Here is a 24,686-nt window from a genome sequence, read left to right as displayed (position 1 = left end):
CCAGACTCCTTCCCGACTTCTCACAGGGCTGTTATGTTAACATTTGACATTATACAGGAAGCCTCGCGGTGTGCCTAGTCCACACGGTTACAGCCATCCTTTTTCTTTCATGGAGAGAAAGCAATTCTCGCCGACGACGATGTGATCCAGCACCTCGACGCCCAGCAAGCGGCCGCAGTCGACGAGACGGCGCGTCACTTCGACGTCCTCAAAACTGGGCGTCGGATCACCGCTCGGATGGTTATGTAGACAGATGATCGCCGCCGCACTGCGCTTGAGCGCCGTTTTAAAGATCTCGCGCGGGTGAACGATCGAGGCGTTCAGCGAGCCGACCGAGACGATCTCCTCGCCGATCAGACCGTTTTTCGAATCCAGATGCAAGACGACGAAGTGTTCCTTGAGTTGGAATCGCAGACGGTCCATCATGTAGTCGGCCGCGTCACCCGGCGTGAGCAACTGCGGCCGGGACTCCCGTTTGATGCGGGCGACCCGGCGGCCGATCTCAATGGCAGCTTTGAGCTGCGTCGCCTTGGCCGGGCCGATGCCCGGCACGCCGGTCAGCTCTTCCAGATCCGCATCGATCAGGGCGTGAATGCCGCCCATGCGCTTGAGGATCTGGTCGGCGAGATCGACTGCCGAGTGGCCCGGCGTGCCGGTTCGCAGCAAGATCGCCAGCAGTTCGGCGTTCGAGAGCGCTTCCGGCCCTTGGCGGAGCAAGCGTTCGCGGGGCCTGTCTTCCTCCGGGATCTCACAGACCCGGACCGACAGACGCTCCGCTGCCGGGGCGCCCATCAGCCGCGCCCCTGGCGCAGCACGTCGAGGCCAAATGCGGCCAGATGGTGCGCCGTCAGTTGCAACGGGAGCCCGACCACCGCGAAATAATCGCCGTGCATGTCGGTGACAAACGTCGAAGCGAGTCCTTGAATCGCGTACGAACCGGCCTTGTCCATCGGTTCGCCGGTCGCGACATAGGCGTCGATCTCGGCGGCGGACAACTCCCGCATCACCACTTGCGTCGCTTTGACGTCGCGAACGGAGCGATTCGTTTCCGCTTCGATCAAGGCGATGCCCGTGTAGACGGTGTGCGCGCGACCGGAGAGCATGGCCAGCATCTGTTTGGCCTCCGCCGCGTCGGCTGGTTTGCCCAAGATACGATCTTCAAGCGCGACGACCGTGTCCGATCCAAGCACGAGACCGCCGGACAAAGTATTCGCAACGGCGAGCGCTTTTTTGTACGCCAAGTCTTGCACCGCATCCACGGGCGTCGTGCCCGGCGCGATCGTCTCCTCCACATCTGCTGTGATCACTTCGAACGAAAGCCCGAGTCCCGCAAGCAATTCTTTGCGGCGCGGGGAACCAGAAGCCAACACCAATCGTTTCTCCTGCATGTCGCCTATGCCTCCGTGAGTCAAATGAAATTCCTCCACATGCGGGCAGGACACCCGGTTTCTGGAACTTCGTCTATTTTTTAGTTTATCCTGAAGATGAAAAACCTATGTCTCGCCCTATGATACCTTCTAAGCGGTCGACTGTAAAGAAATGCAAAGAAAAACCGCCCGGAAAGGGCGGAATCTCCCTGAATTATTCTCCAAACAGCAATTTGCTGCCGGCGATCCCCGGCGAAGTCATCTCGTAGGGGTTGAGGATCACGTCCAGCTCTTCCGGCGTCAAGATGCCGCGTTCAATGCAGATCTCGCGGACGGAGCGTCCGGTCTGGATCGCTTCTTTGGCGACGACAGACGCGGTCTCATAGCCGACGTGCGGGTTGATCGCGGTGACGATGCCGACGCTCTGCTCGACGGCAAGGCGGCATCGTTCCACGTTCGCAGTCAGCCCTTCGATCAGACGTTCGCGGAAGACGCGGACGGCGTTTTGCAGGATCGACAGCGACTGCAGGAGGTTGAATACCAGTACCGGCTCCATCACGTTCAGCTCCAACTGCCCGGCTTCGGATGCCAGCGAGATCGTGTGGTCGTTGCCGATGATCTGGAAGGCGACCTGATTGACCACCTCCGCCATGACCGGATTGACTTTGCCCGGCATGATCGAGGAGCCTGGCTGACGCGGCGGCAGATTGAGCTCGGAGAGGCCCGTGCGCGGGCCGGAGCCCATCAGACGGATGTCGTTGCAGATCTTGGAGAGGTTGACCGCGCAGATCTTCAGCGCGCCGGACACTTCGGTGTAGGCGTCGGTGTTCTGCGTCGCATCGACGAGATCTTCGGCGCGCTTGAGGTCAAGGCCGGTGATCTGGCGCAGGTGTTCGGTCACTTTGACGATATAGCGCGGGTCGGCGTTGAGGCCTGTGCCGACCGCCGTTGCGCCCATGTTCACTTCGCGCAGGTTGTCCAAAGAGCGGGTGACGCGCTCGACGTCGCGGCCAATGACGCGGGCATAAGCGGCAAACTCCTGCCCCATGCGGATCGGCACCGCGTCCTGCAGATGGGTGCGCCCCATCTTGATCACTTGGTCAAATTCCTTTGCCTTTTCGAGCAGGGCGATGCGGAGCTTGTCCAGCTCTTCAATCGCGCCTTTCGCAAGGTTCATCGACGCGATGCGGATCGCGGTCGGGAACACGTCGTTGGTCGACTGCGCCATGTTGACGTGCGTGTTCGGCGAGCAGACGAGATAGTTGCCCTTCTCGCCGCCGAGCAGTTCGATGGCGCGGTTGGCAATCACTTCGTTGACGTTCATGTTCATCGAAGTGCCGGCCCCGCCTTGAATCGAATCGACGATAAACTGGTCATGCAACCGGTCGGCCAGCAGCTCGTCAGAAGCGTCGGCGATCGCTTGGCCGATCTGCTTCTTCAGGACTCCCACTTCCATATTGGCGAGCGCAGCCGCTTTTTTGACAGCAGCCAACGCTTTGATCATCTCTTTGTGCGGCGGGATCCCGGTGATCGGGAAGTTTTCAACGGCACGCAAAGTTTGGATGCCGTAATACGCCTCTTTCGGTACTTCTTTGGTTCCGATCAAATCTTTTTCCAGACGGACAGTCGCGGTCATGTCGGTAAACTCCTTTGACAACAGGTATCAGGAACTATCATACCATACTTTTCCCGAGTGTCCTCCTACAGGACGTCATAGCTTTTCTTGATGATCTGACCCACATAGCCGTGCTGACGGTTCAAGTTGGTAAAAGAGGTCTGAACTTTCGCGGTCGCGCCGATCTTGACGGTGAACACGGCAAGACCGGTCGTTTCCAGCTTGTCCAATTCGGCCATGCGGTTGCAGCTCCACGCGTCTTTCGTCACGACGGTCGGGTTGAAGTCTTCCCAGAGGATGCCGTCGATGTACGGCGCGGTGCGGTCTTTCAAGGCACCGAGACCCCAGTTTTGCATCAGGGAGAGGTTCGGGTATTTCACGCTCAGTTCGGAGAGGAAAGACACCACGCCGTCACGCTGCACATCACTGATGCTGGCCGGCCAGATGCCGTCGTCCACGTTGCCGACGGTGTCGAGAAACACGCCGTCGAGGCCCTTTTGGACGATCTGGCGTTCGAGGTCGCCGATCAGCAAGGAACGGTAGTGCAAGCTGTTGATGTTCATCGACCAGGAATTCCACTCGGTGCGGAAATCTCGCTGGCCGGAGACGGTCAGGTAGTCGCCGTCCACGGCGGAACGGAGCAGTTCGGACGACTCATGCTGTTCCAAGATCGAGAGGTAGCCGAGCACCTTCACGCCGCTCTGCTTGAGCGCGAGCAGTTGCTCCGCGCTCCAAAGACGAGGTTCGAGCACGACCATCTCGTAGCTGCTGAGCGTACGGATCGCGGTCGCGGACGGCTGTCCGTAGTAGATCGTATAGGAATCCACGCTCTGAAGCGAGGTGGAGACGGTGGCGGTCGTTTCGGTGGAAACAGCTTGTTTGGCAGACCATTTCTTCGCAGCCATCGGTTTTACCGCTTTGACCGGCGCAGTGGCCGCTTGAGCGTTCCCCGTGGCCAGAGTGGCAAAAAGACAGATGGCAGCGAGCGTTCTCAGTTGTTTGTTCATACGGTGACACTCCCTGTTCGTTAAAATGAAAAGCACCCCTGCTCCAAAACGGAAAGGGGCGCTGCACAGTTTGTGTAAACAGATAAGGTCTGTTGCCTGCAACCTGGCGATCTTTGGCGTTCGTCCGCCTGAAGACCCATGGCTTTGCGTCCTTGCCTTTCGACAAGTTTGCCCAGTCCGTATGAAGTTAACTCCATTTTAACGGGCAGTGCCTGCTCTTGTCTACCTGATTTTAACCAGCTTTGCTCCCAGTATTTCATAGCTTACAAAAAACTGGATCAATCTTCCTTGCACGTCGAGCACGCCTTTGTTCTCATGCGCCGCCGCAGCCGCTTCCCCCAACTGTTGATGCAAAAGTTGCAAGGCGGCGGCGTTCTCTTGTTGCCCGCCTTTTACCAGGCTCTCCCCCGCCGTCTTTGCGTCTGCGGCGAGTGCGCTCCATTGATCTCGCAACGCCTTGCCACCCGCGCTGTCCGCTTTGAGCAGCGCTTCGGCAATTTTCACCTCTTGGCTCAGCAGCCGCTCGATCTGTTTCGCGTCTGCCGCCGGGACGCCTTCGATCACGCCGGAGAGCGGGGTGATCCCGTATTCTTTCACAAAGTGGTTGACTTTGAGTTCGGTCAGTTTGGTTCCAAGCGCTTCGCCCGCTTTTTTGTCCGGTGCCGCCCCTGCGAACAGATGGATCGGGCCGGTGCCGCGCGGGACGGCCGTCACGCCTTTTTGCGCCAATGTAGTGCGCTCCTGCTCGACCTTGGCCTGTTCGGAGAACACGCCCACCTGCCAGACGGTCAGGGACACGCCTGGCAGTTCGGCCGCGCCGTATACGCTGTTCGCCGGTTGTCCGGCAGCCGCTTGCGGAGCAGGGATCGTTTCGACGATCGGTTGAGCCGCTTGGCTTTTAAAGAGGATCAGCAGGCAGACGCCGAGCACGACGCCGGTCAGCGAGGCGAGCAGGATGGGCAGGACGAGTTGTTTTTTCGTGGACTCCTGCCCGCGATTGAAGTTGAATCTGGATTTATATTCGATCTTGTCCATCGTCACCGACTCCTTCATCTCTCGTTCATCTGTTTGCTTTGCTAGATTCTATGAATCAAGTTGTAAGTCTATGACAGAAAAAAAGACACCGCTTGGTAGAAACCAAACGGTGCCCTGCGAGAAATTTAGTTCGAAACGATATGGACTGTCACAACGCGACGACCAAACTGAATCGCTTCTGCCTGCGTGTCAAAATGCAGGTCGATCTTGTTGCCTTTGATCGCGCCGCCGGTGTCGCCGGCGACCGCGTGGCCGTAGCCTTCGATGTAGAGCTTCGTGCCCAGCGGAATGACGCTCGGGTCGACTGCGACGATGCCGCGAGCCGCAGCAGAGCCAGTCGCCGTGCGCGAGCCAGGCATCGAGTAGGCCGAGGCAGACATCTGCAACGTCTTGGACGCGGTAAAGCTGGACCCGCTCCGGGATGCGACGACAACAGGACGTTGCTTGGTGCCATAGGTAACAATCTGATTGACCGCTTGTTCCACTACTTCGCGGTTGACTTGGCGATCGACTTCCTTGCCATTTTCCATGACAACGGTCGTCGTGACTTTCGCTTTCCCTTCCACACCGGGCGTCAGCACTTTTTCTGTGCCAGTGTACAGTTCGGCATCTGGCTGGCGTTCGGTCTGAAAAGGTATGGTCTCATCCGCAACTTGAATGTCCTGCGTGCGACGGGTGATCGTGATCTTCTGGCCGCTTTCGACCCTCTCGGTCAATGCGGGAGAGACGCGATCGGCAACCGTCACCGTCACGTTCATTTCTTTGAGCAACGCTTCGACGTTAGACGCCTGCGTATGGCGTTTGACCTCTGCGTTGGTGCCGTCCAAGAACGTGATCTCTTTGGCGTGCTTTACGACGATAGATGTTCCTTCAGCAATGTATGTCGACTGCGCAGGTTGCACCAAGTCATGTGTTCCAAGCTGTACGCCTTGCTTTGCCAAAAATTCTTCAATCGTGCCGAACTGGAACCCGGCGATCTCCTGCGCCTGACCGTCCACCTCAAGGGTGACCGTCTTGTACGCCGAAGCCGCAGTGGCCGTCCCGCCACCGATCAATAGAGCGGCTGCTGCTGCTGACAGAATGTAGACAGACTTACGGTTGACCTTACTCACTCAACCACCTCTTTCTGTAATCTCTGTGCCCAAAAATGGGTGTTCCCCCACCCCTTGGTATACGAGCCTTCCAGACTTGCCCTAGTATAACCCGACTTTTTCTCCTTGGCAATGGGGGAATTTGTTAATGTCAGAAAATTACCACGAATCGACAGAATTCGTGCGCTCCGATGGCGAGTAGGTTTTTAGCGGTTCTGCGGCGGGCAACAGGTCTTTGCTGCCCGGTGAGAGATAGATTTTGAACGAAATGTTCATCTTTACTCGGCTCGAAAGATCGGCTGTCGTCAGGGGCCTTTCGACAACTTCTTCCACATTTGCCGACTCGGCGGAAAACTCCCATTTCTGGAAGGTGACGAGGCGCGGCAGGGAGGCAAACCCTTCGAGGAAGGAGCGCACCTGCTCGTAGTTCCCTTCGACCGACAGCATGCCGATCTGTTCGTGGAGCACACTTTTTTGGCCGTTTTTCGCCGGTTGACCCGCTTTGGCATCGGAGGCGGCCTTGGCTTCGACCGCTTCTTGCTGCGCGTCGAACAACAAGCTCTTGATCGTCACGCCCGCCTCTTTCTCTTCGGCGCGCACCCGTTTCAAAAAGCGCGCTTGATCGAGTTCGGCCGGGACCGCCTCGGCGATGGCCGCTTTGGCCGCTTCATCGACAACCGGTGCCACATCGCGGCTGAGCATCTCGTCGCGGGCTGCAAGGGCGATGCGCAGATCGTCTTGCAAGGCGCGATATTCTCTCAGTTGCGGCACGTAGACAGAATATGCACTGCCTAAAACGACAAGAACCAACAAAACCGATGAGAGCACGATCCAATGTTTTGTCGTCCATTTCACTGTCATCATCGGCACCTCCTATTTCTTCACGAGCAGGATCGTGATCGCAGCGGCGTACGGCCGCTCTTTTTTCTCCAGCGGCATTTCGGCCGACGACGTCTCCGCCGCTGCGGTCAAGCTCGGTTCGGGCTCTTCTTTCACCGTGGCATTTTCGATTTTTTCGACAAATACGTCGGCCACCCACGGCTCGGTGCGCAGCAAGGTATCATATTCGGCGATCACTTCGACCGACTCGCTGCTCAGTTCGAGGACGAGCGCCTGTTTTTCGCTGTCGAACGACGCGGCTGTCACCCGCGATTTGCGCGACAGTTGGGAGGCGATGCCGTCGAGGATCTCGCCAAATTCATACTCCCCTTGTCGTCTGACGTCGACCGCCTGCTGCAGCTCTTGAAAGCGGCGCATCTCCGGCGCGACGGTGCGCTCAGCCTGCAGGACGATGATGTCCGATTTGATTCGGTCGAGGTCGTTTTTTGACTGGAGGATCTTGTTGTTCAGCGAGGTGTAGAAATAAAGGGCGGTACAGGCGATGCCGACGACGAGCAGTCCCGCGCCGGCGAGCACGACGATCCGATATTTCTCGTAAAAAGAGGGCCTTGGCAGCAGGTTGATCTCCACGTCAGCGCACCTCCTTCAATGCCAGTCCAATCGGGATGGCGTATTCATACAGCGAGTCTGCGTCGGTAGCTGCCCGCCCTTTGATCTCCAGATCCTGGAAAGGCATCGTGAACACGGTCATGTCGGGCAGCCGCTCTTGCAGATAGCGAACCAGCACCCCCGATTTGGGCAACAGGCCGGTCAGGACGAGGTGGCGCAACGCAGCGTCGCGGTTGTTCAACGTGTAACGGAAGAAGTTCAGCGAGCGCTCAACCTCGTAGGCCAGATCGGACGTAAACGAGGAATAGTCGGTGTTTTGCTCCAGATAGTCGAGGATCTCCAGCACGTTCAGCGGCTTGGCCCGCTCGCGGTTGAGCCGGTAGCTGTCCAGCGGGATCGGCACGTTGCGTGTAAACTTCAACACGTTGCCTTGGAAGATGTGCACGTCTGTCGAGGCCTCCGCCACGTCAACGTACATCGTCGCCTGCCGTTGATCCGCTTCGCTGCCGAGGATGCGGCAGGCGCGGTCGAGAGCGAGAGCGCGGATATCGACGCTCTGCGGTTTCAGCCCGGCAAGTCGCGCCGTTTCGACAACGGAGTCGATGGCCGCGCGGGACGACGCGATCAAGGTGATGTCGCACATCTTCTGTCCGGTAGCCGCCTCCGCGTCGATCAGCGCTTGCGACGCACGGTCGCCTTCGTTTTTCTCCACTTTCACAAAATCGTAGAACGGCTCGTCAAACGGCAAGTGAATGCTGTTTTGCAGTTCAAAGTCGATCAATTTGCGAATCTGTTTTTTCGGCAGGTCGGGCATCTGGAGTTGACGGATGACGACGAACTGGCTCGGCACGACCAGGTTGACCCGCTTGGTGCGGATGTCTCCCTCGCGCAACGTGCGGCGGAGCAGTTCGGCGAGCGTGTCCACCTGTTTGATCTTGCCGTCCTCGATCACTTCTGACGGAATGGACGTCTGGACGATCCCTTGCAAAACGCTGCGGTCGCGCTTTTTAAACACTTCCGCCAACAGCAGGCGCTGGTCGGTGATCTCAAGCCCGAGCGCGGTGTCCGGGGTGATGCTAAACATGGCCGAGCCTCCCTTTCTACTCTTTTTTCTGTCGGTAGAGGTCCGCGTCCTCGCGGGTCAGTTCGACGTGCCATCGATACTGTTCCGGCCAGCGGCGGCTCTCTTTGAAACGGTATTGATGCTGGATGTCATAGCCGCGCAACTGCCCGGCGATCACGGCACCGTCATGCGTCCAATCCGCTTGATCCGGCAGGTAGATCGTCGCTTTTTCGCCGTCGTGGAGACGCACGATCAGGCAGCCGCTGGATTCCACTTTTTGGGGCAGCAAGAGGTTTCCTTCTATTAAAATGATCTTCGGTTCGTCGGCGCGGTTTTTGAAGAGATCGCCCAGCGATTCATCGTTTCGCCGCCAGAAGGAGTATCCTTTTTCTTTCTTTTCCCCTTTGGTTTCCAACGTCACCAACGGGTCCTGGAAGCGGTAGACGTCGACCGTTTGCAACGTCGTTTCGACCTGTCTGTACAAGCCGTCCAGTTGCTCGGCAAACGGTGTGTGCAGCGTGCTCTTCTCTTCGACCGCCTGCTCCCCGAGCAAGCGGTACGAAAGTTCGTCCCGATGTCCTTCCCCGAGGCTCCACGCCAACCCCTCGGGTGCGGTGACATATCCTGCGACCTCAAGGCCGATATCAAATTTGTCATTGTGTTTCTCCCGCGAGATCTCAAACGACGAGCCTTCGCCAAGGAGGACCCCGCCGCTGATCTTCACGCTGTTTGCGCCGCGCATCGCGTTGCCGCCGTAGAACGTCTCGCCGAGCATGACGGCGCGAATCGGATAGTCGTTAACGCCGGGAACATCGCCTGCAAACGGTTCGTCTCCGGTCGTCGGCAGATCGAGGCTTGCGATCGGCACGCGGATGATCTGTTCGCGGGACAGGCGGGCCTTGCCCTCGCCGCCGCTTTGAGCCGTGCCGCGTGCGACGAGCATTCGTTCACCGTTTGCGATCTCCAGACAGACGCTGTTTTCGGCGTTGTCCGGGTCGTTCAGACAGGCACCCGCGCCGGAAAATTTGCTCTGGAACGCCTTGGGCTGACGGTAGTAGTAATAGAGCGCGATCTCCATCATCTTTTGCGCTTGGTAGTCGGCCTGCACGAGCAGGTCGTGCTGCTGCGCGGTGCGGTGCGACTGCTGCAACGTCAGGTACAGCCCGCCGAACAGGATCGGAACGACCACGACGGCGATCAGCACCAAGAGCAGCGCGGAGCCTTGCTCGTTTTGATGCAAGCGATGGTGCAACTTGAGCAGCTTGAGCAGTTTCATCGGCTACTTCCCCCAGTCGTAGCGCGCCACCGTCGCCGTGCGCCGCGTGTTGCCGACTTCGACGGTGAGGTGGTAGAGTGTCGGATCATGCGGCGGGACTTCGATGCGGCCCCGCTCGGCGAGGACGATCTCGGCCCCCTGTGCCGTAACGTGGACGACCCGCCCGTCCGAACGGTTCTCGTAGCGGACGGTGACAGGCTGCCCGTCTTGATCTTCCTTCTGGATGAGGATCGCGGACAGTTCGACTCGCACCGACTCTTCCCCAATCGCCTGTTGCAGATCGGTCTGCAACTTGTTCAGGATCAAAGTCGCGATCCGATCCTCTTCGGCCGCAGTCGAGATCCGGCCATACGTGTCGTAGGACGAGCCGAGCAGCGCGGTCAGAGCGCCGACGACGAGCACCAGCAGCACGAGCACGGTGAGCAATTCGAGCAACGTGACACCGCGCTCGGAAACGAGTTCCCGGCGGCTCATCGCAGTTCCCTCGTGCGCACGACCGTCTCCAGCCGGGTGATCTCCTGCAGCCGGGCATCGGTGACGACCATCTCCACGCGGATCAATTCCGGGATCGGCTGACCTTCGAGTACCTGCACAGGCAACTGGCGGGAGTGTTCTCCGTCGGTGACGACCTGCCAGTTCAGCTCGGTGTCCGGGAACGTCCCTTGCACGAGCGGCTCCGGCAAGGTACGGCCTGCCCTCATCACGTGCGCTTTGACTTCGACAAATTTGCTGCCCGCGAGGTCGAGCGCCTGATTTCGCTGCACGTCTTCGCGGTGCCAACGCAGGGCGGTCGTGCCAATGTTCGTCAACGGCACGACGATCAGCCCGAGCAGGACGACCGCAGCCAGCAGCTCTGTCAGCGTCAGGCCCCGTTCATTTTTCCAAAGGTGCACTCGCACGACCTCCCTCCTTTTGTGTGATCCTTCTTACCGATACAGTTGCATGTACAAATCCCAGATGTCCGCTCCGTACGCCCACGCGGTCAATGTGCCGATCAGGATGAACGGTCCGAACGGGATCGGTTGACGCGGCTTGATCACGCCGGCCCATTTCAACGGCAATCCGAAGACCGTACCCCAGACGCAGGAGTAGAACAAGGCGAACAGCACCCCTTGCCAGCCCAGCGCGAGACCGATCAGCGCAAACAGTTTGATATCCCCGCCGCCCATGCCGTTTGGCACCAAGGCGAGCAAGGTGAGCAACGCCCCGCCGACGAAAAAGCCGATTCCATAGTCGGTCAGCCCGAGCGGATGGATGAACAGGCGCAAAAGCAGGATGACGACAAGGCCCGGATAGGTGATCTTGTTTGGCATCAGCTTGGCGCGGATGTCAGTCATTGTCAGGGTCAGAATGAACACAAACAGCGTGAGAATCACGAATGTTTCTAGGGACAGACCTTGCTGCCAGACGATGAAGGTCAGGATCAGCGCAGAGACCAGTTCGCCGAGCGGGTAGAGCCAGGATATCGGCTCGCCGCAGGTGCGGCACCGTCCGCGCAGGAACAGCCAGGACAGGACGGGGATCAGGTCGCGCCAGGTCAACAGCGTGCTGCAGGACGGGCAGTGCGAGTGGCGCGGGTGGAGGACGGAGGTGCCATCCAACGTGCGAATCGCCCACACGTTTAGAAAAGACCCGATAAACAGAAACACGACGAAGGAATAGATGAGGAGCAAAGCGTCCGCGGTGTAGATCGTTTCCATTTTCCCTCCATCTAGAGCAACTGCGTGGGACAGCTCCCACGCAGTTGTTCAGATCGTTGTTGATTATTTGCTGATCTCGTACGCGACGACGCCGGATGCGGTGTCGATCGTGTAGGTGCCTGCTGCCGAGCCGTCGTTGCGGTTGGCGTTGACGGTGACGGTCGAGCCGGTGCCTGCCGTTACGCCGGACAGGTTGGTGATGCCAAGTTCGGTCGCGATCTCCGGGATGGAGAAGACGCGGTCGGTGGTGTTGCCTGCGTCAGACGCGCCGTCGTACGCTTCCCCGAACAGGATGCGCTTTTTGATCGCTTCGGAGATGATCTTGGCGTTTGCTTCGTAGGTCGCCTGCTCCGCGTCTGCGCGGGAGTTGACGACAGCCGGGATGCCGACTGCGGCGATGACGCCGAGGATGACGATGACAGCGAGCAACTCGATCAAGGTGACGCCGCGTTGGTTTTTGATGCGGTTCTTGAGTTTGCGGATCAAGGACATGGTGTACCCTACCTCTCTTTTTTCCAAACAGGAATAGTAGCGTAAAGAATATGGCTATCGAGCTCTGCCGGCTGTGCCGTAGATCTCGAAGATCGGAGCGATGGTGGCGATGACAATCGTGCCGACGAGGATCGCCAGCAGGAGAATCATCAAAGGTTCGATCAGCGGCCGCAATTTGTCGACCGTCGTCTCAACGTCCGCCTCGTAAAAATCGGCGATCTTGGCAAACATCGAGTCGAGATTGCCCGTCTGCTCGCCGACGGCGATCATCTGCGTGACCAACGGCGGGAACATCTTTTCCTTGCGAAGGGGCAGGACCATCGATTGGCCTTCGCGCAAGGAATCGCGGGCTTCTTGCAAAGCGCGGGCGTAGATCTCGTTGCCGACGACGCTCGCCGCGACGGTGAACACCTGCAAGGTCGGCACCGCGCTGGCAAACAATGTCGCCATCGTGCGGGCCGCCCGCGCCAATGCCGCTTTGCGCAGCAGCGGGCCGAAGATCGGCAGCCGCAGTTTGAGCAGGTCGAAGGCGTAGCGCCCTTTCGGCGTCCGGAGCGCACCGCGCAGCAGGATCAGCAGGGAGCCGATGCCGAGCAGATACAGATACCACGTGTGGACGAGGTGGCCGGAGACGGCGAGCACGACCTTGGTCGAAGTCGGCAGTTCGCCGCCGAGCTGTTTTAAGTTTTGCACAAAGCTCGGCACGACGTTGACCAGAAGAAACACGGTGACGATCACTGCGACGAGGGAGATCACCGCCGGGTAGGTCAGCGCCGATTTGACCTTTTCCCGCGTGTAGTGCTCTTTTTCGAGAAAGGCGGCCAAACGCTCCAACACGTCTTCGAGGTTGCCCGTCACTTCCCCCGCCCGGATCATGTTGGCAAAGACGGGCGGAAACGCACCGTCATGTTCGCGCAACGCCTCGGAGAGCTGATTGCCGCGTGCGACCTGCGAGGCGCAGTCGAGCAGGATCTTTTTCAATTTCTTGTTTGTCGTCTGCTCGCTGAGGATGCGCAGGGACTCGACCAGCGTCACCCCCGCTTTGAACAGCGTGGCAAACTGGCGCAAAAATGGGATGAAGTCGCGAGCCGGAATGCGCTTCGAGCCCAGTTCGATCTCCCGGTGCCAGATGCTGCCTTTGAAGTCATTGAGCTCGGTGACGTAGAGTCCCTTTTGTTTCAATTCTTGCACGGCCGCTTGCCGGTCTGCCGAATGAACGCGGCCACGCACGCGATTGCCAAAGTGGTCGAGCGCTTCATAGGAATAAGCGGGCACTCCCGTCACCTCCTCGCGTCGCCGGTCAGATCCGGCTGGTTGAGTTGCTCCGCTGCCGTCCGCTCGCTGATGAGCCCGGCGCGCATCAACTCTTGCAGGTGCATCTCCAACGTCTGCATGCCGAGCGCCCGTCCGGTCTGCATCGTCGTGCGGATCTGGTGCACTTTTTCGGTGCGAATCAGGTTGGCGACGGCCGGCGTGTTGACGAGGATCTCCTGCGCGGCCACCCGGCCGTTCAGCGAGGCGGTCGGCAACAATCGCTGCGAGAGGACACCGAGCAGAACGCTCGCCAGTTGCACGCGAATCTGCTGTTGCTGCTCCGGCGGGAATACGTCGACGATACGGTCGATCGTTTGCGGTGCGTCAGTTGTGTGCAAGGTCGCCAGCACGAGATGACCCGTCTCCGCCGCAGTGATCGCCGTGGAGATTGTTTCGAGGTCGCGCATCTCGCCGACGAGGATCACGTCCGGGTCTTGGCGCAGCGCGGCGCGCAGGCCGCTGGCAAAGGAGCGCGTGTCCTTGCCGACCTCACGCTGGTCGACGATGCTCTGGCGGTGCCCGTGCAGAAATTCAATCGGGTCTTCCAGCGTGATGATGTGTCGCCGCGACCGACTGTTGATCTGGTCGATCAGGCAGGCCAGCGTCGTCGATTTGCCGCTGCCGGTCGGTCCGGTGACCAAAAACAGACCTTGAGGCGCCTTTGCAAACTCCAACAGCGAGTGGGGCAAGCGCAATTCCTCGGGCGACGGGATGTGCGTCGGCACGATGCGGATCGCCAAGGAAAGACGGCCGCGCTGCCGGAACGCATTGATCCGAAACCGCGACAAACCGGCTATTTCCCAGGAAAAGTCGTACTCGCCGCGCTCCATCAACTCCTCGTATCCGTCGCGGTCGAGAAGGTCGCGGGCGATCTCCGCCGTATCCTGCGTCGACAGTACCGTATCACCGAGCGGGCGCAGGTCGCCGTCGATCCGCAGCACCGGCGGCGATCCGACCGTCAGATGCAGGTCTGACGCACCGCGCTCACAGGCGGTGCGCAGGTAGCCTTCGATGTTTGTCATCACGATTCTCCTTCGCTCATCGTCGTGCGGAACACCTCGGCGAACGTCGTGACACCGTTTGCCACCTTGACCAGCCCGTCATCGAGCATCGTCCGCATCCCGCCGCGAATGGCGTGCGCTCGGTATTCGGCGTCCGGCCGCTTGTCCATCACCATCCGGCGCAGCGCGTCGTCGAGCACCAGCACCTCCTGCACCGCTACCCGGCCGCGATAGCCGGTGCGGTTGCAACTCGGACAGCCGGTGCCGACGAGCAACCCTTCCGCCGAGAGACCGCGCGCGTCCAGCATGCGCAGTTCTTCCGGGCGGGGCGTGTACGGGGCGGCGCACTCCGGGCAGACCCGGCGCACCAGCCGCTGTCCGACGACGCCGACGATGGCCGAAGCGACGAGAAACGGTTCGATGCCCATGTCGATCAATCGGGTGATCGAAGCCACCGCGTCGTTGGTGTGCAAGGTGGAAAAGACGAGATGACCGGTCAAGGCAGCCCGCACGGCGATCTCCGCCGTCTCTACGTCGCGGATCTCGCCGACCATGATCACGTTCGGATCTTGACGCAAGATGGCGCGCAGGCCGGCGGCGAACGTCAGGCCGGTGGTCGGGTTGACCTGCACTTGGTTGACCCCGTCGACCTGATACTCGATCGGGTCCTCGACGGTGACGATGTTCACTTCGTCGGTGTTCAGGCGATTGAGCGCCGCATACAACGTCGACGTTTTCCCGCTGCCGGTCGGACCGGTCAGCAGGACGATGCCGTGCGTATGGCGGATCATTTTGTGGAAACGGTCCAGATTGTCCCGCTCAAAGCCGAGCTTTTCCATGTCGTTGATGTTCATCTTGGCATCGAGCACGCGCATGACGATCTTTTCCCCGTGCGCCGTCGGCAAGGTGGCGACGCGCACATCGACGGTGCGCAGGTCGACATCCATGTGGAAGCGTCCGTCCTGCGGGGCCCGCCGTTCGGCGATGTTCAGGTGGGCGAGGATCTTCAGCCGGGCGGCGATCACTCCTTGCATGTGCTTGGGCAGCACGCGCTCGGTGCGCATCACGCCGTCGATCCGATAGCGGACGCGGATGCCGTCCGTCTGCGGGTCGAGGTGGATGTCTGACGCCCGCTGCATCACCGCTTGCTGGATAATCTGGTTGACCATCCGCACCACCGGCGCGTCTTCGTCGATGATCTCGCGGTCTCCTTCAAACTCCTGCGGCAGATTTTGCATGATCTCTTCGACCGACTCTTGCAAGCCGTAGTAGCGGTTGATCGCCCGCAACAGTTCATCTTTGGACGCGATGGCCGGCTCCACTAAAAATCCGGTGCTCATCCGCAGATCGTCGATGGCAAAATAATCGAGCGGATCGACCATCGCCACCGTCAGACGGTTGCCTTCCTTTTTCAACGGCAGCACTTTGTACAGATTGGCCAACCGCTCCGGGATGATGCTGAGCAGACCCTGTTCAATTTTGTAGCGGTGCAGTTGAACATGCGGGATGCCGAGCTGCACTTCGAGGGCGTCGAACAATTGCTGTTCGGTGATGATCCCCATGTTCAAGAAGACGTCCCCCAACTTCTCCTTGCCGGTCTTTTGGACCGCGAGCGCCTCTTGCAGTTGTCCGTCATTGATCAAGCCTGCGTCGATCAACAAATCCCCGATGCGTTTCCGTGCCATGCTGCCGTCATCCCTCTCCCCGATAGTCCGTGCGTCATAGTCGAGTTGTCACATAGACAAATCTTTCTCTTCTGCGGTAATTCGACATGATATGATACTTTCCTGCCTGCCCTTAATGAAATTTTAGGTACTCAAGAGCGATACTTACATAAAAGAGAACCTCCCTTTGAAGTCAGGGAGGTTCTCTTTGACAGGTTATGGAACGAGGACAGCACGCGCCTCGGAGATCATGTACAGCGAACCGGTACAGATCACGGCGCCCCGCTGTTCCATCGCCAGCACAGTGGCTCGATAGAGGGCGGACGAGACCCGGTCCATCGTTTCCACCGGGGTCGTCGGCGCGAGCGTGCGCACCGCATCGGCGACATCGCTCGTCTGCGCGGCGCGGTCCATGTCCGGCCGCGTGACGATCACGTGAGCGGCCAACTCTGTCAGCGGGGCAAGCACGTCGGGGATTGCCTTGTCTGCGAGAATGCCGATCACAAAGATCAGGCGTCGATTCGGCAGCAGCTCTTTCAAAGCGGCGGCGAGCGCGGCGGCTCCTTCCGGGTTGTGCGCGCCGTCCAGCAAGGTCAGCGGCGACTGGCTGACGATCTCCAAACGTCCCGGCCAGGCGGCAGACTTAAGTCCCGCCTGCATCGCCTCGCCCGTGATCGCAACCCCCATTCGTCGCAGTTGCACACACGCGGCGAGCGCCAACGCTGCATTGTCGATCTGATGCGGACCGAGCAGCCGGATGCGGAGCGCGACATGATGATCGCCGATGCCGCGCCAGTCGAACGACTGCCCGTCCAATCCGTACGCCGTGCGTTTCGCCGAAAAATCGCGGTCGGCCGCATAGCAGGGTGCTCCCTGCTCCCGTGCCGTCCGCTCGATCACGTCGAGCGCGACACCCTTTGCCGTCGTCAGCACCGGGACGCCCGGCTTGATGATCCCGGCTTTTTCCACAGCGATGCGCTCGATGCCTTGTCCGAGGATCGCCTCGTGGTCGCGGCCGACGTTGGTGATCAGGGAGAGCAGCGGCGTGACGACGTTTGTCGCATCCAAACGTCCGCCAAGACCCGTCTCCCAGACCACGAAGTCGACGCGCTCCTGCGCGTAGAACAAAATGGAGAGCAAGGTGATCACTTCAAACTCGGTCGGCCGGCCGTGTACGGTGGCGGCCACCTCTTCGACGACCGGTTTGACCCGGTCGACGAGCGCATCCAGCGCGTCATCTGTGATGTTGCATCCGCCAATGCGCATCCGATCGCCAAAGGCGGACAGATACGGCGAGGTGTAAAGCCCGACTCGGTAGCCCGCCTGCTCCAGCACGCTGGCGAGAAAGGCGCAGGTCGAGCCTTTGCCGTTGGTGCCCGCGACATGCACAAATCGCAGGTCGCGGTGCGGTTGACCGAGCAGCAAAAGCATCGCTTCCATGCGCTCAAGGCCCGGCTTGATCCCTTTGCGTCCGTCGAAGCGGTCAAAACTGTGAATCCAGTCTGTTGCAGACACGTATCGGTCTCCCTAGCCGCGCAGTTCCGCGATGCGGGCACGGACTTTTTCGCGTTTTTCCGCGTAGTCGACGAGCTTGGCTTTCTCCGCCTCGATGACGTCGGCAGGCGCTTTCGCGACGAAGCCTTGGTTGTTCAGCTTTTTCTCGATGCGTTCCACTTCGCCGTCGAGCTTTTTCGCTTCTTTTTCGAGGCGGGCGATCTCCGCGTCGATGTCGATCAGGCCAGCCAGCGGCAGGAACAGTTCGGCGCCGGTGACGACGTTGGAAACCGCTTTTTCCGGTGCGGTCACGTCGGTGCCGATGGTCAGCTCCTCCGGGTTGCAGAAGCGGCGGATGTAGGACTCGCCGCGCTGGAGGATGTCTGCCGTCGCGTCGTCGTTCGCTTTGATCAGCAGATTGACCTTGCGGGACGGCGGCACGTTCATCTCCGCACGGGTGTTGCGGACGGAGCGGATGATCTCCATCAGCAGTTCCATCTCGCCTTCAGCAGTCGCGTCTGCGAGATCCTTGGTGTACGCCGGGTACTGCGCGGTCATGATCGACGCGCCTTCCGGACGGGACGGCAAGTGCTGCCAGATCTCTTCGGTGAGGAACGGCATGAACGGATGGAGCAGACGCAGCGCTTGGTCGAGCACGTAGACGAGGACGTTTTGCGTGGTGCGCTTCGCCTCGGCATCGTCGCCGTTGAGCGGCATTTTCGCCAGCTCGATGTACCAGTCGCAGTACTCATTCCAAAGGAACTCGTAGACGGCTGTGCCGGCCGCGCCAAAGTCGTAGGTCTCCAGTCGGTCGTTGACCATCTTCGCCGTCTCGTTCAGGCGGTGGAGAATCCACTTGTCGGCCGTGCCGAGCTTGGCATCTGCGGTCAGGCCCGCGTAGGTGAACGACTCGTCGAGGTTCATCATCACGAAGCGGGACGCGTTCCAGATCTTGTTGGCAAAGTTGCGCGCGCTCTCGACTTTTTCCCAGTTGAAGCGCTGGTCGTGGCCCGGAGAGACGCCGGTCAGCAGCATGAAGCGCAGTGCGTCGGTGCCGTACTTTTCGATGACTTCGAGCGGATCGATGCCGTTGCCGAGCGACTTGGACATTTTACGCCCTTCCGCGTCGCGGACGAGGCCGTGGATCAGCACGTCGGCGAACGGTTTTTCTTCGGTAAACTCCAGCGCGGTGAAGATCATGCGCGCCACCCAGAAGAAGATGATGTCGTACGCGGTGACCAGCACGTCGGTCGGGTAGTAGCGCTTGAGGTCTTCCGTCTGTTCCGGCCAGCCCATCGTCGAGAACGGCCACAGCCCGGAGGAGAACCAGGTGTCGAGCACGTCGTCGTCTTGGCGCAGTTCGCCGTGACCGCATTTGGAGCAGGCAGACGGGTCTTCCATCGCGACATGGACTTCGCCGCAGGAGTCGCAGTACCACGCCGGGATGCGGTGGCCCCACCACAGCTGACGGGAGATGCACCAGTCGCGGATGTTCTCGATCCATTGCAGATAGGTGCGCTCAAAGCGCTCCGGGACAAAGTTGACGGCGTTGTCCGTCTTTTGGAACTCGATCGCTTGGTCGGCCAGCGGCTGCATCGCGACGAACCACTGCGTCGACAGATACGGCTCGACGACCGCACCGGAGCGCTCGGAGTGACCGACCGAGTGCAGATGCTCTTCGATCTGGAACAGCACGCCTGCGTCCTGCAGATCCTTGACGAGCTTTTTGCGGGCGTCAAAGCGGTCCAGACCCGCGTACGGACCGGCCTCGCTGTTCATCACGCCCGATTCGTCCATCACGACGATCTGTTCGAGGTTGTGACGCGCGCCGACTTCAAAGTCGTTCGGGTCGTGCGCCGGGGTGATCTTGACCGCGCCGGAGCCGAACTCTTTGTCGACATACTCGTCAGCCACGATGGGGATCAGTCGACCGGTGATCGGCAGCACGACGTTTTTGCCTACCATGTCCTTGTAGCGGTCATCCTCCGGGTGGACGGCGACGGCCGTGTCGCCGAGCATCGTCTCCGGACGGGTGGTCGCGACGGTGATCGAACCGGTGCCGTCTTCGAGCGGGTAGCGCATGTGGTAGAGCGCGCCTTGGACGTCTTTGTAGATGACCTCGATGTCAGACAGCGCGGTGCGCTGCGCCGGGTCCCAGTTGATGATCCGCTTGCCCCGGTAGATCAGGCCCTTTTCGTAGAGCTTGACGAACACGGTGCGAACCGCTTGGGACAGTCCTTCATCGAGCGTGAAGCGCTCGCGGGAGTAGTCGACGGAGATGCCGAGCTTGGACCATTGCGCGTGGATCGTGTCTTGGGAGAACTCTTTCCACTCCCAGACCTTCTCGAGGAACTTTTCACGGCCGAGGTCATAGCGGGAGATGCCCTGTTCGCGCAGTTGACCTTCCACTTTTGCCTGCGTCGCGATGCCCGCGTGGTCGGTACCCGGCAGCCACAGCGTGTCGAAGCCCTGCATCCGCTTGCGGCGAACGAGCGCGTCTTGGATCGACAGGTTCAACGCGTGGCCCATGTGCAGGTTGCCGGTGACGTTCGGCGGCGGGATGACGATGGAGTATTTCGGAGCGGTCTGATCGCCGCTCGCTTTGAACAGCTCGCTTTCAATCCACCATTGATACAGTTTGGTCTCGACTTCCTTCGGTTCGTAGACCTTCGGAATGTTGTTTTCCGGGGTGATGTTCTCTTCCATGAAAGTGCCTCCTTCGATGTTTGACGACACATGGACAAATAAAAAAGTCCCTCTCGCCCTTTATCATGCAAAGGACGAAAGAGACTGTGTCTTCCGCGGTACCACCTTTGATTCGCAAGGAACAGAAAAACACCATGCGCGCTCAAAATGAAGATAACGGATTCACCGGCCTCCCCTATTGGTCTCCCCGTAGAGGAAACGTTCAGGCAGGCGACTCCGGGACGACGTTCAGTTCCTGTACCCTAGGCGGCCTCTCAGCGCATCGGCCGCCCTCTCTGCGAAGGGCCGTGGTGAACCTACTCTTTCCCATCCATGTCGATCATTGTCTGTTCATCAGTTCTTGTTTCCCATAGTATACAACCGGGCGCGCCATTGTCAAACGCCAAAGACGTTATTTTTTCTTTTTCTTCGGCTTGTACTTTTTCTTGGTCGGGCGCGCCACGTACGGTTTCACTTTTTTGCCGGTGCTTGTCTTTCCTGCGCGTTTCGCTTCGATCTCCTCACGCTTTTTCAGCGTCCATTCATGCGTCTTGGCAAACAGCCACGAGCCGAACAGAGAGATCATCAGGATCAGCAGCGGCAACTGAGTCAGCGCCGCTTTCAAATTGGGCCCGGTCACTTCCGCGCCAAACCGCAGATACATGTAGACAAAGTAGATCGCCGTCGCGACCACCGCCGTCAACGCCGAGACGACAAACCCGTTCCAGAAGCGGCCCGTCTGCACTCTTGGGATCAACAGATACGCGGAGATCATCATGCCGATCGGCAGTGTCGAGTACAACAGCTCCGCCCCGAAAAACATCGGGATGATGCCGGCGATCAAACCGACCCCGATCCCGCTGATCAAGATTCTGCGCCATTCGATATTGTTCATTCCGCCATCACTCCATCACGTAACATCAACACTCGGTGAGCCTGCCGGGCGAGGTCCCGGTCGTGCGTGACCATCACCACAGTCCGCCCCCGGCCGTTTGCATCTTGCAACAACTGCAACATCTCATGCGCCGACTCGTGATCCAATGCCCCGGTCGGCTCGTCTGCCAGAAGGAGCGGCGGGTCGAGCAGCAGGGCGCGGGCGAGCGCCACTCGCCGTTGTTCGCCGCCGCTCAACTGATACGTCCGCTCCTTGCCGCGTCCGCCAAGGCCGACCGCTTCCAAGAGCGCGTCGGCCCGGCGGCGGTGCCCTTCCTCCGTCCGGCCCGTGAGAATCAGAGGGAGCAACACATTTTCGCGCACATCCAGTGTGGAGACGAGACTTGGGAACTGAAACACAAAACCGGCCTTTTCCGCACGCAGGCGCGTACGTTCTTTCTCACGGAGACCTGCCGTCTCCGCCCCGTCGATCACAATCGACCCTTTCGTCGGCGCGCTGAGCAGCCCGATCAAGGAGAGCAACGTCGATTTTCCGCAGCCGGAGGGGCCCATCACCGCGACAAACTCGCCCGCTTCGATGCGCAGGTCCACTCCTTTGAGCACCCGCACGAGCCCGCCCGGTCCCCGGTACGATTTGGTCACCTCTTGCATCGTGATCATCGCCATCTCACTCGCCCTCCCGGATCGCGTCATACGGCTGCAGACGCAGGATGCTGCGGATCGGCACAGCGGCGGCCAGCGCACTGAGCACGCCGGTCGCGAGCACCGCCGCCAGCCCCAGCCAGACCGTGCTGGCAAGGCTCGGGAAAATCAGCGGCAACTGAAACGACTTGGTCAGCAGCGCCCGGTTGTCGGCCAGCGTGGTCGCAACCAAAAAGACGCCGATCACCGCCCCGAACGTGCTCGCCAACCACGCCTCCAGCAAGAGCAGGCGATAGACCGTGCCCCGCGACGCACCGAGCGCCCGGAACATCCCGATCTCGCGCATTCGTTCCGCCACGAGTGCCGAAAACAGCGTCATCGTCTGCAGAGCTGCCATGACCAGCACCACCGCGATCATCGAAAAGGCAAACCAGCGCAACGGCCGCAGCTGCCCCTCGATCGTCTCGCGGATCTTCAAGCCGGTCACCGCCGATGCCTCCGGGATCAACCGCTCCACCTGTCGCTTGACAAACTCCGCGTCGCCCGCGTCCGTGCGCAACAGCACGACAGACACGCTGTTCTCGGGAAATGTCAACTCGTTCCCGCCTGTTTTCCTGAGCTCGCGGGCGGTCGCCAGATCCATGAAAATCGTGCGATCCGCTCCCGAGCCTGTGGGAAACAGCACCTTCGCCACCTGAAACGGGCGATTGAACAGCGTGACCCGCTCGGCGTACGACTTGTAATGCAGGTGGTAGAGCGCGTTTTTCCCGCCCGCCTCACTGCCGATCAGCACCGAATCTTTTGTAAACGGTTTCCCCGTCTCGGCCATAAACGCCTGCAGGGAAAAATCGGTGGCCGGATCGAACGCGATGACAGGAAAATCGCCGTGCACCTGACAGCACGTGCCGGAGTACGTCTCCAGATAGAGCTGCGGTGACATCTGTCGGATCTCCGGGATCTCCTTCAGCCTGTCCAGCACCGTATCCGGCATGTAAAACGTCGAGACCTCCCCCGAGATCATCATCTGCTCGGCGACCGCGCCGAAGTGTTTCGGCACGACCATCACATCCGCGCCAAAGCGGGCGGAAGAGGCCGCCGTGCTCTTTTCGATGCCGACCAGAAAAAAATAACTCAAAAACAAAATCGAAGCGGTGATCATCGCCCCGATCACGAGCAGCGACGCGCGCAATGGTTTGCGCCACAGATTGCGCCACGCGAAGGGCACACGTTGCCTCATTCGTCCTCCTCCGGCAACGCTCCGTCGTCAAACGGATCGCGCCGTCGCAGGATCACCCAGGTGATGACCGCCCCGATGACGATCATCCCAAACCACAGGAAATTAAACAACACTTCGATACCGCTCAACATCGCAAGCGACCCCGCTCTCTGAAAAGGATCATACAGAAAAAGCCAAGGGCGCGCAACCCTTGGCATGGATACCCGCATCGTACCAGGTACCCCTATTCTTACCTTTCCCGCGCCGGTTTAGTCCCGCGCTCGATCAATTGCGTCGCCGCCGCCAGCAGCGCTTTCACGTCGCGCTCGTCTTTCGCCTCGGCGTAGACTCGCAGCAGCGGCTCCGTCCCGCTCGGGCGGAACAACAGCCAGCCGCCGTCCTCAAAACAATATTTGATCCCGTCGAGCGTCTGCACCTCCGCCACCGTCCGGCCTGCGAACGTGCGCGGCTTTTGGCGCAGCGACTTGAGCAGTTGCTCCTTGCGCTTGACCGGCACGTGGACGTCGATCCGGTCGTAGGCATGTTCTCCGGCGACGCGCATCAGCCCCTCCACCGCCTCGGAAAGGCTCTGCCCGGTCATCTGCAGATGCTCGATCAGGAGTAGTGCGGAAAAGATGCCGTCCCGCTCCGGCATGTGGCGGGGGATGCCGATGCCGCCGCTCTCTTCGCCGCCGATCAACACCTCGTCCCGCTGCATGCGGTCGCAGATGTATTTGAACCCGATCGGCACCTCCGCGACCGGACGGCGGTACTGCTTGGCGATCCGGTCGATCATCCCGGTCGTGGAGAACGTTTTGACCACCGCTCCCGACCAGCCGCGCTCTTTCACCAGATGGAGAACGAGCAGCGAGAACAGCAGTTGCGGCGAGATGAAATGGCCTTTGCTGTCGACCGCACCCAGCCGGTCGCCGTCGCCGTCAGTCGCGAGCCCGAGGTCAGCGCCCAGCTCCGTCACTTTGCCGATCAGCCGGCCGAGATTTTTCTTGATCGGCTCCGGGTTGACCCCGCCAAACGTCGGATCAGCCTCGGAGCGCAGGTGCGTGACCTGACAGCCGACCTCTTCCAGCGCTTTGGCAAAATAGTTCCCTGCCGCACCGTGCATCGCATCGACCACCACATGCAGCGGCCGCTTGCGGCGCAGGGCGGGCGACACGAAGCGCAGCATCTGCGAAAAATAGGGCGCGTCGCAGTTGGTCAGCCGGATCAGTTCGGCTCTGCGGGCTTCTTCAAAAGAGATCGTCTGAATCGCCGACTTCCCGACCTTGGCGGCCATCCGCCGCACATCGTCTTCACGCACCGGGCCTGCGTGCGGCCCTTTCCACTTGATCCCGTTCCAGTCGGCCGGGTTGTGCGACGCCGTGATCATCAGCCCGGCAGCCGCTCCCAGATAGCGGACGGCAAACGAGAGCAAGGGCGTAGGCGTCACCGAGTCGAGCAGATAGACCGGGATGCCGTTCGCGGCCAGCACCTGCGCACACTCGCGGGCAAACCGGTCGGACAGAAAGCGCGTGTCGTAGCCGATCACGACCCCTTGCGCCGCCTTGCCCAGTTCCAGCAGATCGTCAGAAAGTGCCTGACAGACCGTTCTTGCATTGCGTATCGTAAACGTGTCGGCGATCTGTCCTCGCCAACCTTCCGTACCAAAGATGATTTCCATGCG

The 24,686-nt window shown here is 60.0% G+C and carries 24 protein-coding genes, 1 riboswitch and 1 other annotated feature; all 24 genes read right to left on the bottom strand.

Going from position 1 to position 24,686, the window contains the following annotated elements; all coding sequences use genetic code 11:
- Positions 1 to 87: 87 nt before the first annotated feature.
- On the bottom strand, positions 88 to 792 hold the full coding sequence (radC, locus tag OS242_RS15755; protein ID WP_267152653.1) for a RadC family protein: 705 nt from the start codon (positions 790 to 792) through the stop codon (positions 88 to 90).
- Positions 792 to 1,388, bottom strand: a complete 597-nt coding sequence (locus OS242_RS15750; RefSeq protein WP_267152652.1) for a Maf family protein — start codon at positions 1,386 to 1,388, stop codon at positions 792 to 794. Before OS242_RS15750 ends, radC begins: the two co-directional genes overlap by 1 nt.
- 193 nt (positions 1,389 to 1,581) lie before the next feature.
- Complete coding sequence (gene aspA / locus OS242_RS15745; protein WP_267152651.1) at positions 1,582 to 3,003, bottom strand: aspartate ammonia-lyase; 1,422 nt, start codon at positions 3,001 to 3,003, stop codon at positions 1,582 to 1,584.
- Between the two features lie 65 nt (positions 3,004 to 3,068).
- On the bottom strand, positions 3,069 to 3,989 hold the full coding sequence (locus OS242_RS15740; protein ID WP_267152650.1) for an endo alpha-1,4 polygalactosaminidase: 921 nt from the start codon (positions 3,987 to 3,989) through the stop codon (positions 3,069 to 3,071).
- A gap of 94 nt (positions 3,990 to 4,083) precedes the next feature.
- Positions 4,084 to 4,172: riboswitch (cyclic di-GMP riboswitch) on the bottom strand.
- Positions 4,173 to 4,211: 39 nt separating this feature from the next.
- Positions 4,212 to 5,024, bottom strand: a complete 813-nt coding sequence (locus OS242_RS15735) for an SPOR domain-containing protein (RefSeq protein ID WP_267152649.1) — start codon at positions 5,022 to 5,024, stop codon at positions 4,212 to 4,214.
- A 125-nt stretch (positions 5,025 to 5,149) separates the two neighbouring features.
- Entirely contained in the window at positions 5,150 to 6,136 is a 987-nt protein-coding gene (locus OS242_RS15730) for a G5 domain-containing protein (protein ID WP_267152648.1), read from the bottom strand.
- Between the two features lie 138 nt (positions 6,137 to 6,274).
- Complete coding sequence (gene pilO / locus OS242_RS15725; protein ID WP_267152647.1) at positions 6,275 to 6,976, bottom strand: type 4a pilus biogenesis protein PilO; 702 nt, start codon at positions 6,974 to 6,976, stop codon at positions 6,275 to 6,277.
- Positions 6,977 to 6,988: 12 nt separating this feature from the next.
- Positions 6,989 to 7,585, bottom strand: a complete 597-nt coding sequence (locus tag OS242_RS15720; RefSeq protein ID WP_267152646.1) for a hypothetical protein — start codon at positions 7,583 to 7,585, stop codon at positions 6,989 to 6,991.
- Between the two features lies 1 nt (position 7,586).
- A complete protein-coding gene (pilM, locus tag OS242_RS15715) occupies positions 7,587 to 8,648 on the bottom strand; it encodes a type IV pilus biogenesis protein PilM (RefSeq protein WP_267152645.1) in 1,062 nt (353 codons plus the stop codon).
- A 16-nt stretch (positions 8,649 to 8,664) separates the two neighbouring features.
- Positions 8,665 to 9,903: a hypothetical protein gene (locus OS242_RS15710; protein ID WP_267152644.1), complete on the bottom strand. Its 1,239-nt coding sequence runs from the start codon at positions 9,901 to 9,903 to the stop codon at positions 8,665 to 8,667.
- 3 nt (positions 9,904 to 9,906) lie between these two features.
- Entirely contained in the window at positions 9,907 to 10,377 is a 471-nt protein-coding gene (locus OS242_RS15705) for a hypothetical protein (RefSeq protein WP_267152643.1), read from the bottom strand.
- Positions 10,374 to 10,796: a prepilin-type N-terminal cleavage/methylation domain-containing protein gene (locus OS242_RS15700; RefSeq protein ID WP_267152642.1), complete on the bottom strand. Its 423-nt coding sequence runs from the start codon at positions 10,794 to 10,796 to the stop codon at positions 10,374 to 10,376. The genes OS242_RS15705 and OS242_RS15700 overlap by 4 nt, the downstream gene beginning before the upstream one ends.
- A gap of 33 nt (positions 10,797 to 10,829) precedes the next feature.
- Positions 10,830 to 11,603 carry a prepilin peptidase gene (locus OS242_RS15695; RefSeq protein ID WP_267152641.1) on the bottom strand — a complete coding sequence of 258 codons (774 nt, stop codon included), beginning with the start codon at positions 11,601 to 11,603 and terminating at the stop codon, positions 10,830 to 10,832.
- A gap of 63 nt (positions 11,604 to 11,666) precedes the next feature.
- Positions 11,667 to 12,095 carry a type II secretion system protein gene (locus tag OS242_RS15690; RefSeq protein ID WP_267152640.1) on the bottom strand — a complete coding sequence of 143 codons (429 nt, stop codon included), beginning with the start codon at positions 12,093 to 12,095 and terminating at the stop codon, positions 11,667 to 11,669.
- Between the two features lie 54 nt (positions 12,096 to 12,149).
- The gene (locus OS242_RS15685) at positions 12,150 to 13,370 is read right to left on the bottom strand and encodes a type II secretion system F family protein (RefSeq protein WP_267152639.1); all 1,221 of its coding nucleotides are present in this window, start codon (positions 13,368 to 13,370) and stop codon (positions 12,150 to 12,152) included.
- 5 nt (positions 13,371 to 13,375) lie between these two features.
- The gene (locus OS242_RS15680) at positions 13,376 to 14,431 is read right to left on the bottom strand and encodes a type IV pilus twitching motility protein PilT (RefSeq protein ID WP_267152638.1); all 1,056 of its coding nucleotides are present in this window, start codon (positions 14,429 to 14,431) and stop codon (positions 13,376 to 13,378) included.
- Positions 14,431 to 16,095, bottom strand: coding sequence for a GspE/PulE family protein (locus OS242_RS15675; RefSeq protein ID WP_267152637.1), 1,665 nt, complete (start codon positions 16,093 to 16,095; stop codon positions 14,431 to 14,433). The genes OS242_RS15680 and OS242_RS15675 overlap by 1 nt, the downstream gene beginning before the upstream one ends.
- 195 nt (positions 16,096 to 16,290) lie before the next feature.
- Entirely contained in the window at positions 16,291 to 17,589 is a 1,299-nt protein-coding gene (locus OS242_RS15670; protein WP_267152636.1) for a bifunctional folylpolyglutamate synthase/dihydrofolate synthase, read from the bottom strand.
- Positions 17,590 to 17,601: 12 nt separating this feature from the next.
- Complete coding sequence (locus OS242_RS15665; protein ID WP_267152635.1) at positions 17,602 to 20,274, bottom strand: valine--tRNA ligase; 2,673 nt, start codon at positions 20,272 to 20,274, stop codon at positions 17,602 to 17,604.
- Positions 20,275 to 20,341: 67 nt separating this feature from the next.
- Positions 20,342 to 20,596: a binding site (T-box leader), on the bottom strand.
- Positions 20,597 to 20,665: 69 nt separating this feature from the next.
- Positions 20,666 to 21,148 carry a hypothetical protein gene (locus OS242_RS15660; protein ID WP_267152634.1) on the bottom strand — a complete coding sequence of 161 codons (483 nt, stop codon included), beginning with the start codon at positions 21,146 to 21,148 and terminating at the stop codon, positions 20,666 to 20,668.
- Positions 21,145 to 21,813: an ABC transporter ATP-binding protein gene (locus tag OS242_RS15655; protein WP_267152633.1), complete on the bottom strand. Its 669-nt coding sequence runs from the start codon at positions 21,811 to 21,813 to the stop codon at positions 21,145 to 21,147. The genes OS242_RS15660 and OS242_RS15655 overlap by 4 nt, the downstream gene beginning before the upstream one ends.
- 1 nt (position 21,814) lies before the next feature.
- The gene (locus tag OS242_RS15650; RefSeq protein ID WP_267152632.1) at positions 21,815 to 23,026 is read right to left on the bottom strand and encodes an ABC transporter permease; all 1,212 of its coding nucleotides are present in this window, start codon (positions 23,024 to 23,026) and stop codon (positions 21,815 to 21,817) included.
- Entirely contained in the window at positions 23,023 to 23,157 is a 135-nt protein-coding gene (locus OS242_RS15645) for a hypothetical protein (RefSeq protein ID WP_267152631.1), read from the bottom strand. The genes OS242_RS15650 and OS242_RS15645 overlap by 4 nt, the downstream gene beginning before the upstream one ends.
- A 98-nt stretch (positions 23,158 to 23,255) precedes the next feature.
- Positions 23,256 to 24,683, bottom strand: coding sequence for a phosphohexomutase domain-containing protein (locus OS242_RS15640; RefSeq protein ID WP_267152630.1), 1,428 nt, complete (start codon positions 24,681 to 24,683; stop codon positions 23,256 to 23,258).
- Between the last annotated feature and the right edge of the window lie 3 nt (positions 24,684 to 24,686).

This window comes from Tumebacillus lacus (assembly GCF_026410385.1).
Taxonomy (GTDB): domain Bacteria; phylum Bacillota; class Bacilli; order Tumebacillales; family Tumebacillaceae; genus Tumebacillus; species Tumebacillus lacus.
Note: the sequence above shows the minus strand (reverse complement) of the source record. Positions and strands in the feature narration are given on the sequence as shown.

Excerpts from the sequence above, each read along its gene's own strand:
- pilM (WP_267152645.1), bottom strand. The coding sequence starts at position 8,648 with ATGTTTAGCATCACCCCGGACACCGCGCTCGGGCTTGAGATCACCGAC.
- OS242_RS15650 (WP_267152632.1), bottom strand. The coding sequence starts at position 23,026 with ATGAGGCAACGTGTGCCCTTCGCGTGGCGCAATCTGTGGCGCAAACCA.
- OS242_RS15690 (WP_267152640.1), bottom strand. The coding sequence starts at position 12,095 with ATGTCCTTGATCCGCAAACTCAAGAACCGCATCAAAAACCAACGCGGC.
- OS242_RS15680 (WP_267152638.1), bottom strand. The coding sequence starts at position 14,431 with ATGACAAACATCGAAGGCTACCTGCGCACCGCCTGTGAGCGCGGTGCG.
- OS242_RS15645 (WP_267152631.1), bottom strand. The coding sequence starts at position 23,157 with ATGTTGAGCGGTATCGAAGTGTTGTTTAATTTCCTGTGGTTTGGGATG.
- OS242_RS15705 (WP_267152643.1), bottom strand. The coding sequence starts at position 10,377 with ATGAGCCGCCGGGAACTCGTTTCCGAGCGCGGTGTCACGTTGCTCGAA.
- pilO (WP_267152647.1), bottom strand. The coding sequence starts at position 6,976 with ATGACAGTGAAATGGACGACAAAACATTGGATCGTGCTCTCATCGGTT.
- aspA (WP_267152651.1), bottom strand. The coding sequence starts at position 3,003 with ATGACCGCGACTGTCCGTCTGGAAAAAGATTTGATCGGAACCAAAGAA.
- OS242_RS15710 (WP_267152644.1), bottom strand. The coding sequence starts at position 9,903 with ATGAAACTGCTCAAGCTGCTCAAGTTGCACCATCGCTTGCATCAAAAC.
- OS242_RS15695 (WP_267152641.1), bottom strand. The coding sequence starts at position 11,603 with ATGGAAACGATCTACACCGCGGACGCTTTGCTCCTCATCTATTCCTTC.
- OS242_RS15640 (WP_267152630.1), bottom strand. The coding sequence starts at position 24,683 with ATGGAAATCATCTTTGGTACGGAAGGTTGGCGAGGACAGATCGCCGAC.
- OS242_RS15675 (WP_267152637.1), bottom strand. The coding sequence starts at position 16,095 with ATGGCACGGAAACGCATCGGGGATTTGTTGATCGACGCAGGCTTGATC.
- OS242_RS15665 (WP_267152635.1), bottom strand. The coding sequence starts at position 20,274 with ATGGAAGAGAACATCACCCCGGAAAACAACATTCCGAAGGTCTACGAA.
- OS242_RS15750 (WP_267152652.1), bottom strand. The coding sequence starts at position 1,388 with ATGCAGGAGAAACGATTGGTGTTGGCTTCTGGTTCCCCGCGCCGCAAA.
- OS242_RS15735 (WP_267152649.1), bottom strand. The coding sequence starts at position 5,024 with ATGGACAAGATCGAATATAAATCCAGATTCAACTTCAATCGCGGGCAG.
- OS242_RS15660 (WP_267152634.1), bottom strand. The coding sequence starts at position 21,148 with ATGAACAATATCGAATGGCGCAGAATCTTGATCAGCGGGATCGGGGTC.
- OS242_RS15740 (WP_267152650.1), bottom strand. The coding sequence starts at position 3,989 with ATGAACAAACAACTGAGAACGCTCGCTGCCATCTGTCTTTTTGCCACT.
- radC (WP_267152653.1), bottom strand. The coding sequence starts at position 792 with ATGGGCGCCCCGGCAGCGGAGCGTCTGTCGGTCCGGGTCTGTGAGATC.
- OS242_RS15655 (WP_267152633.1), bottom strand. The coding sequence starts at position 21,813 with ATGGCGATGATCACGATGCAAGAGGTGACCAAATCGTACCGGGGACCG.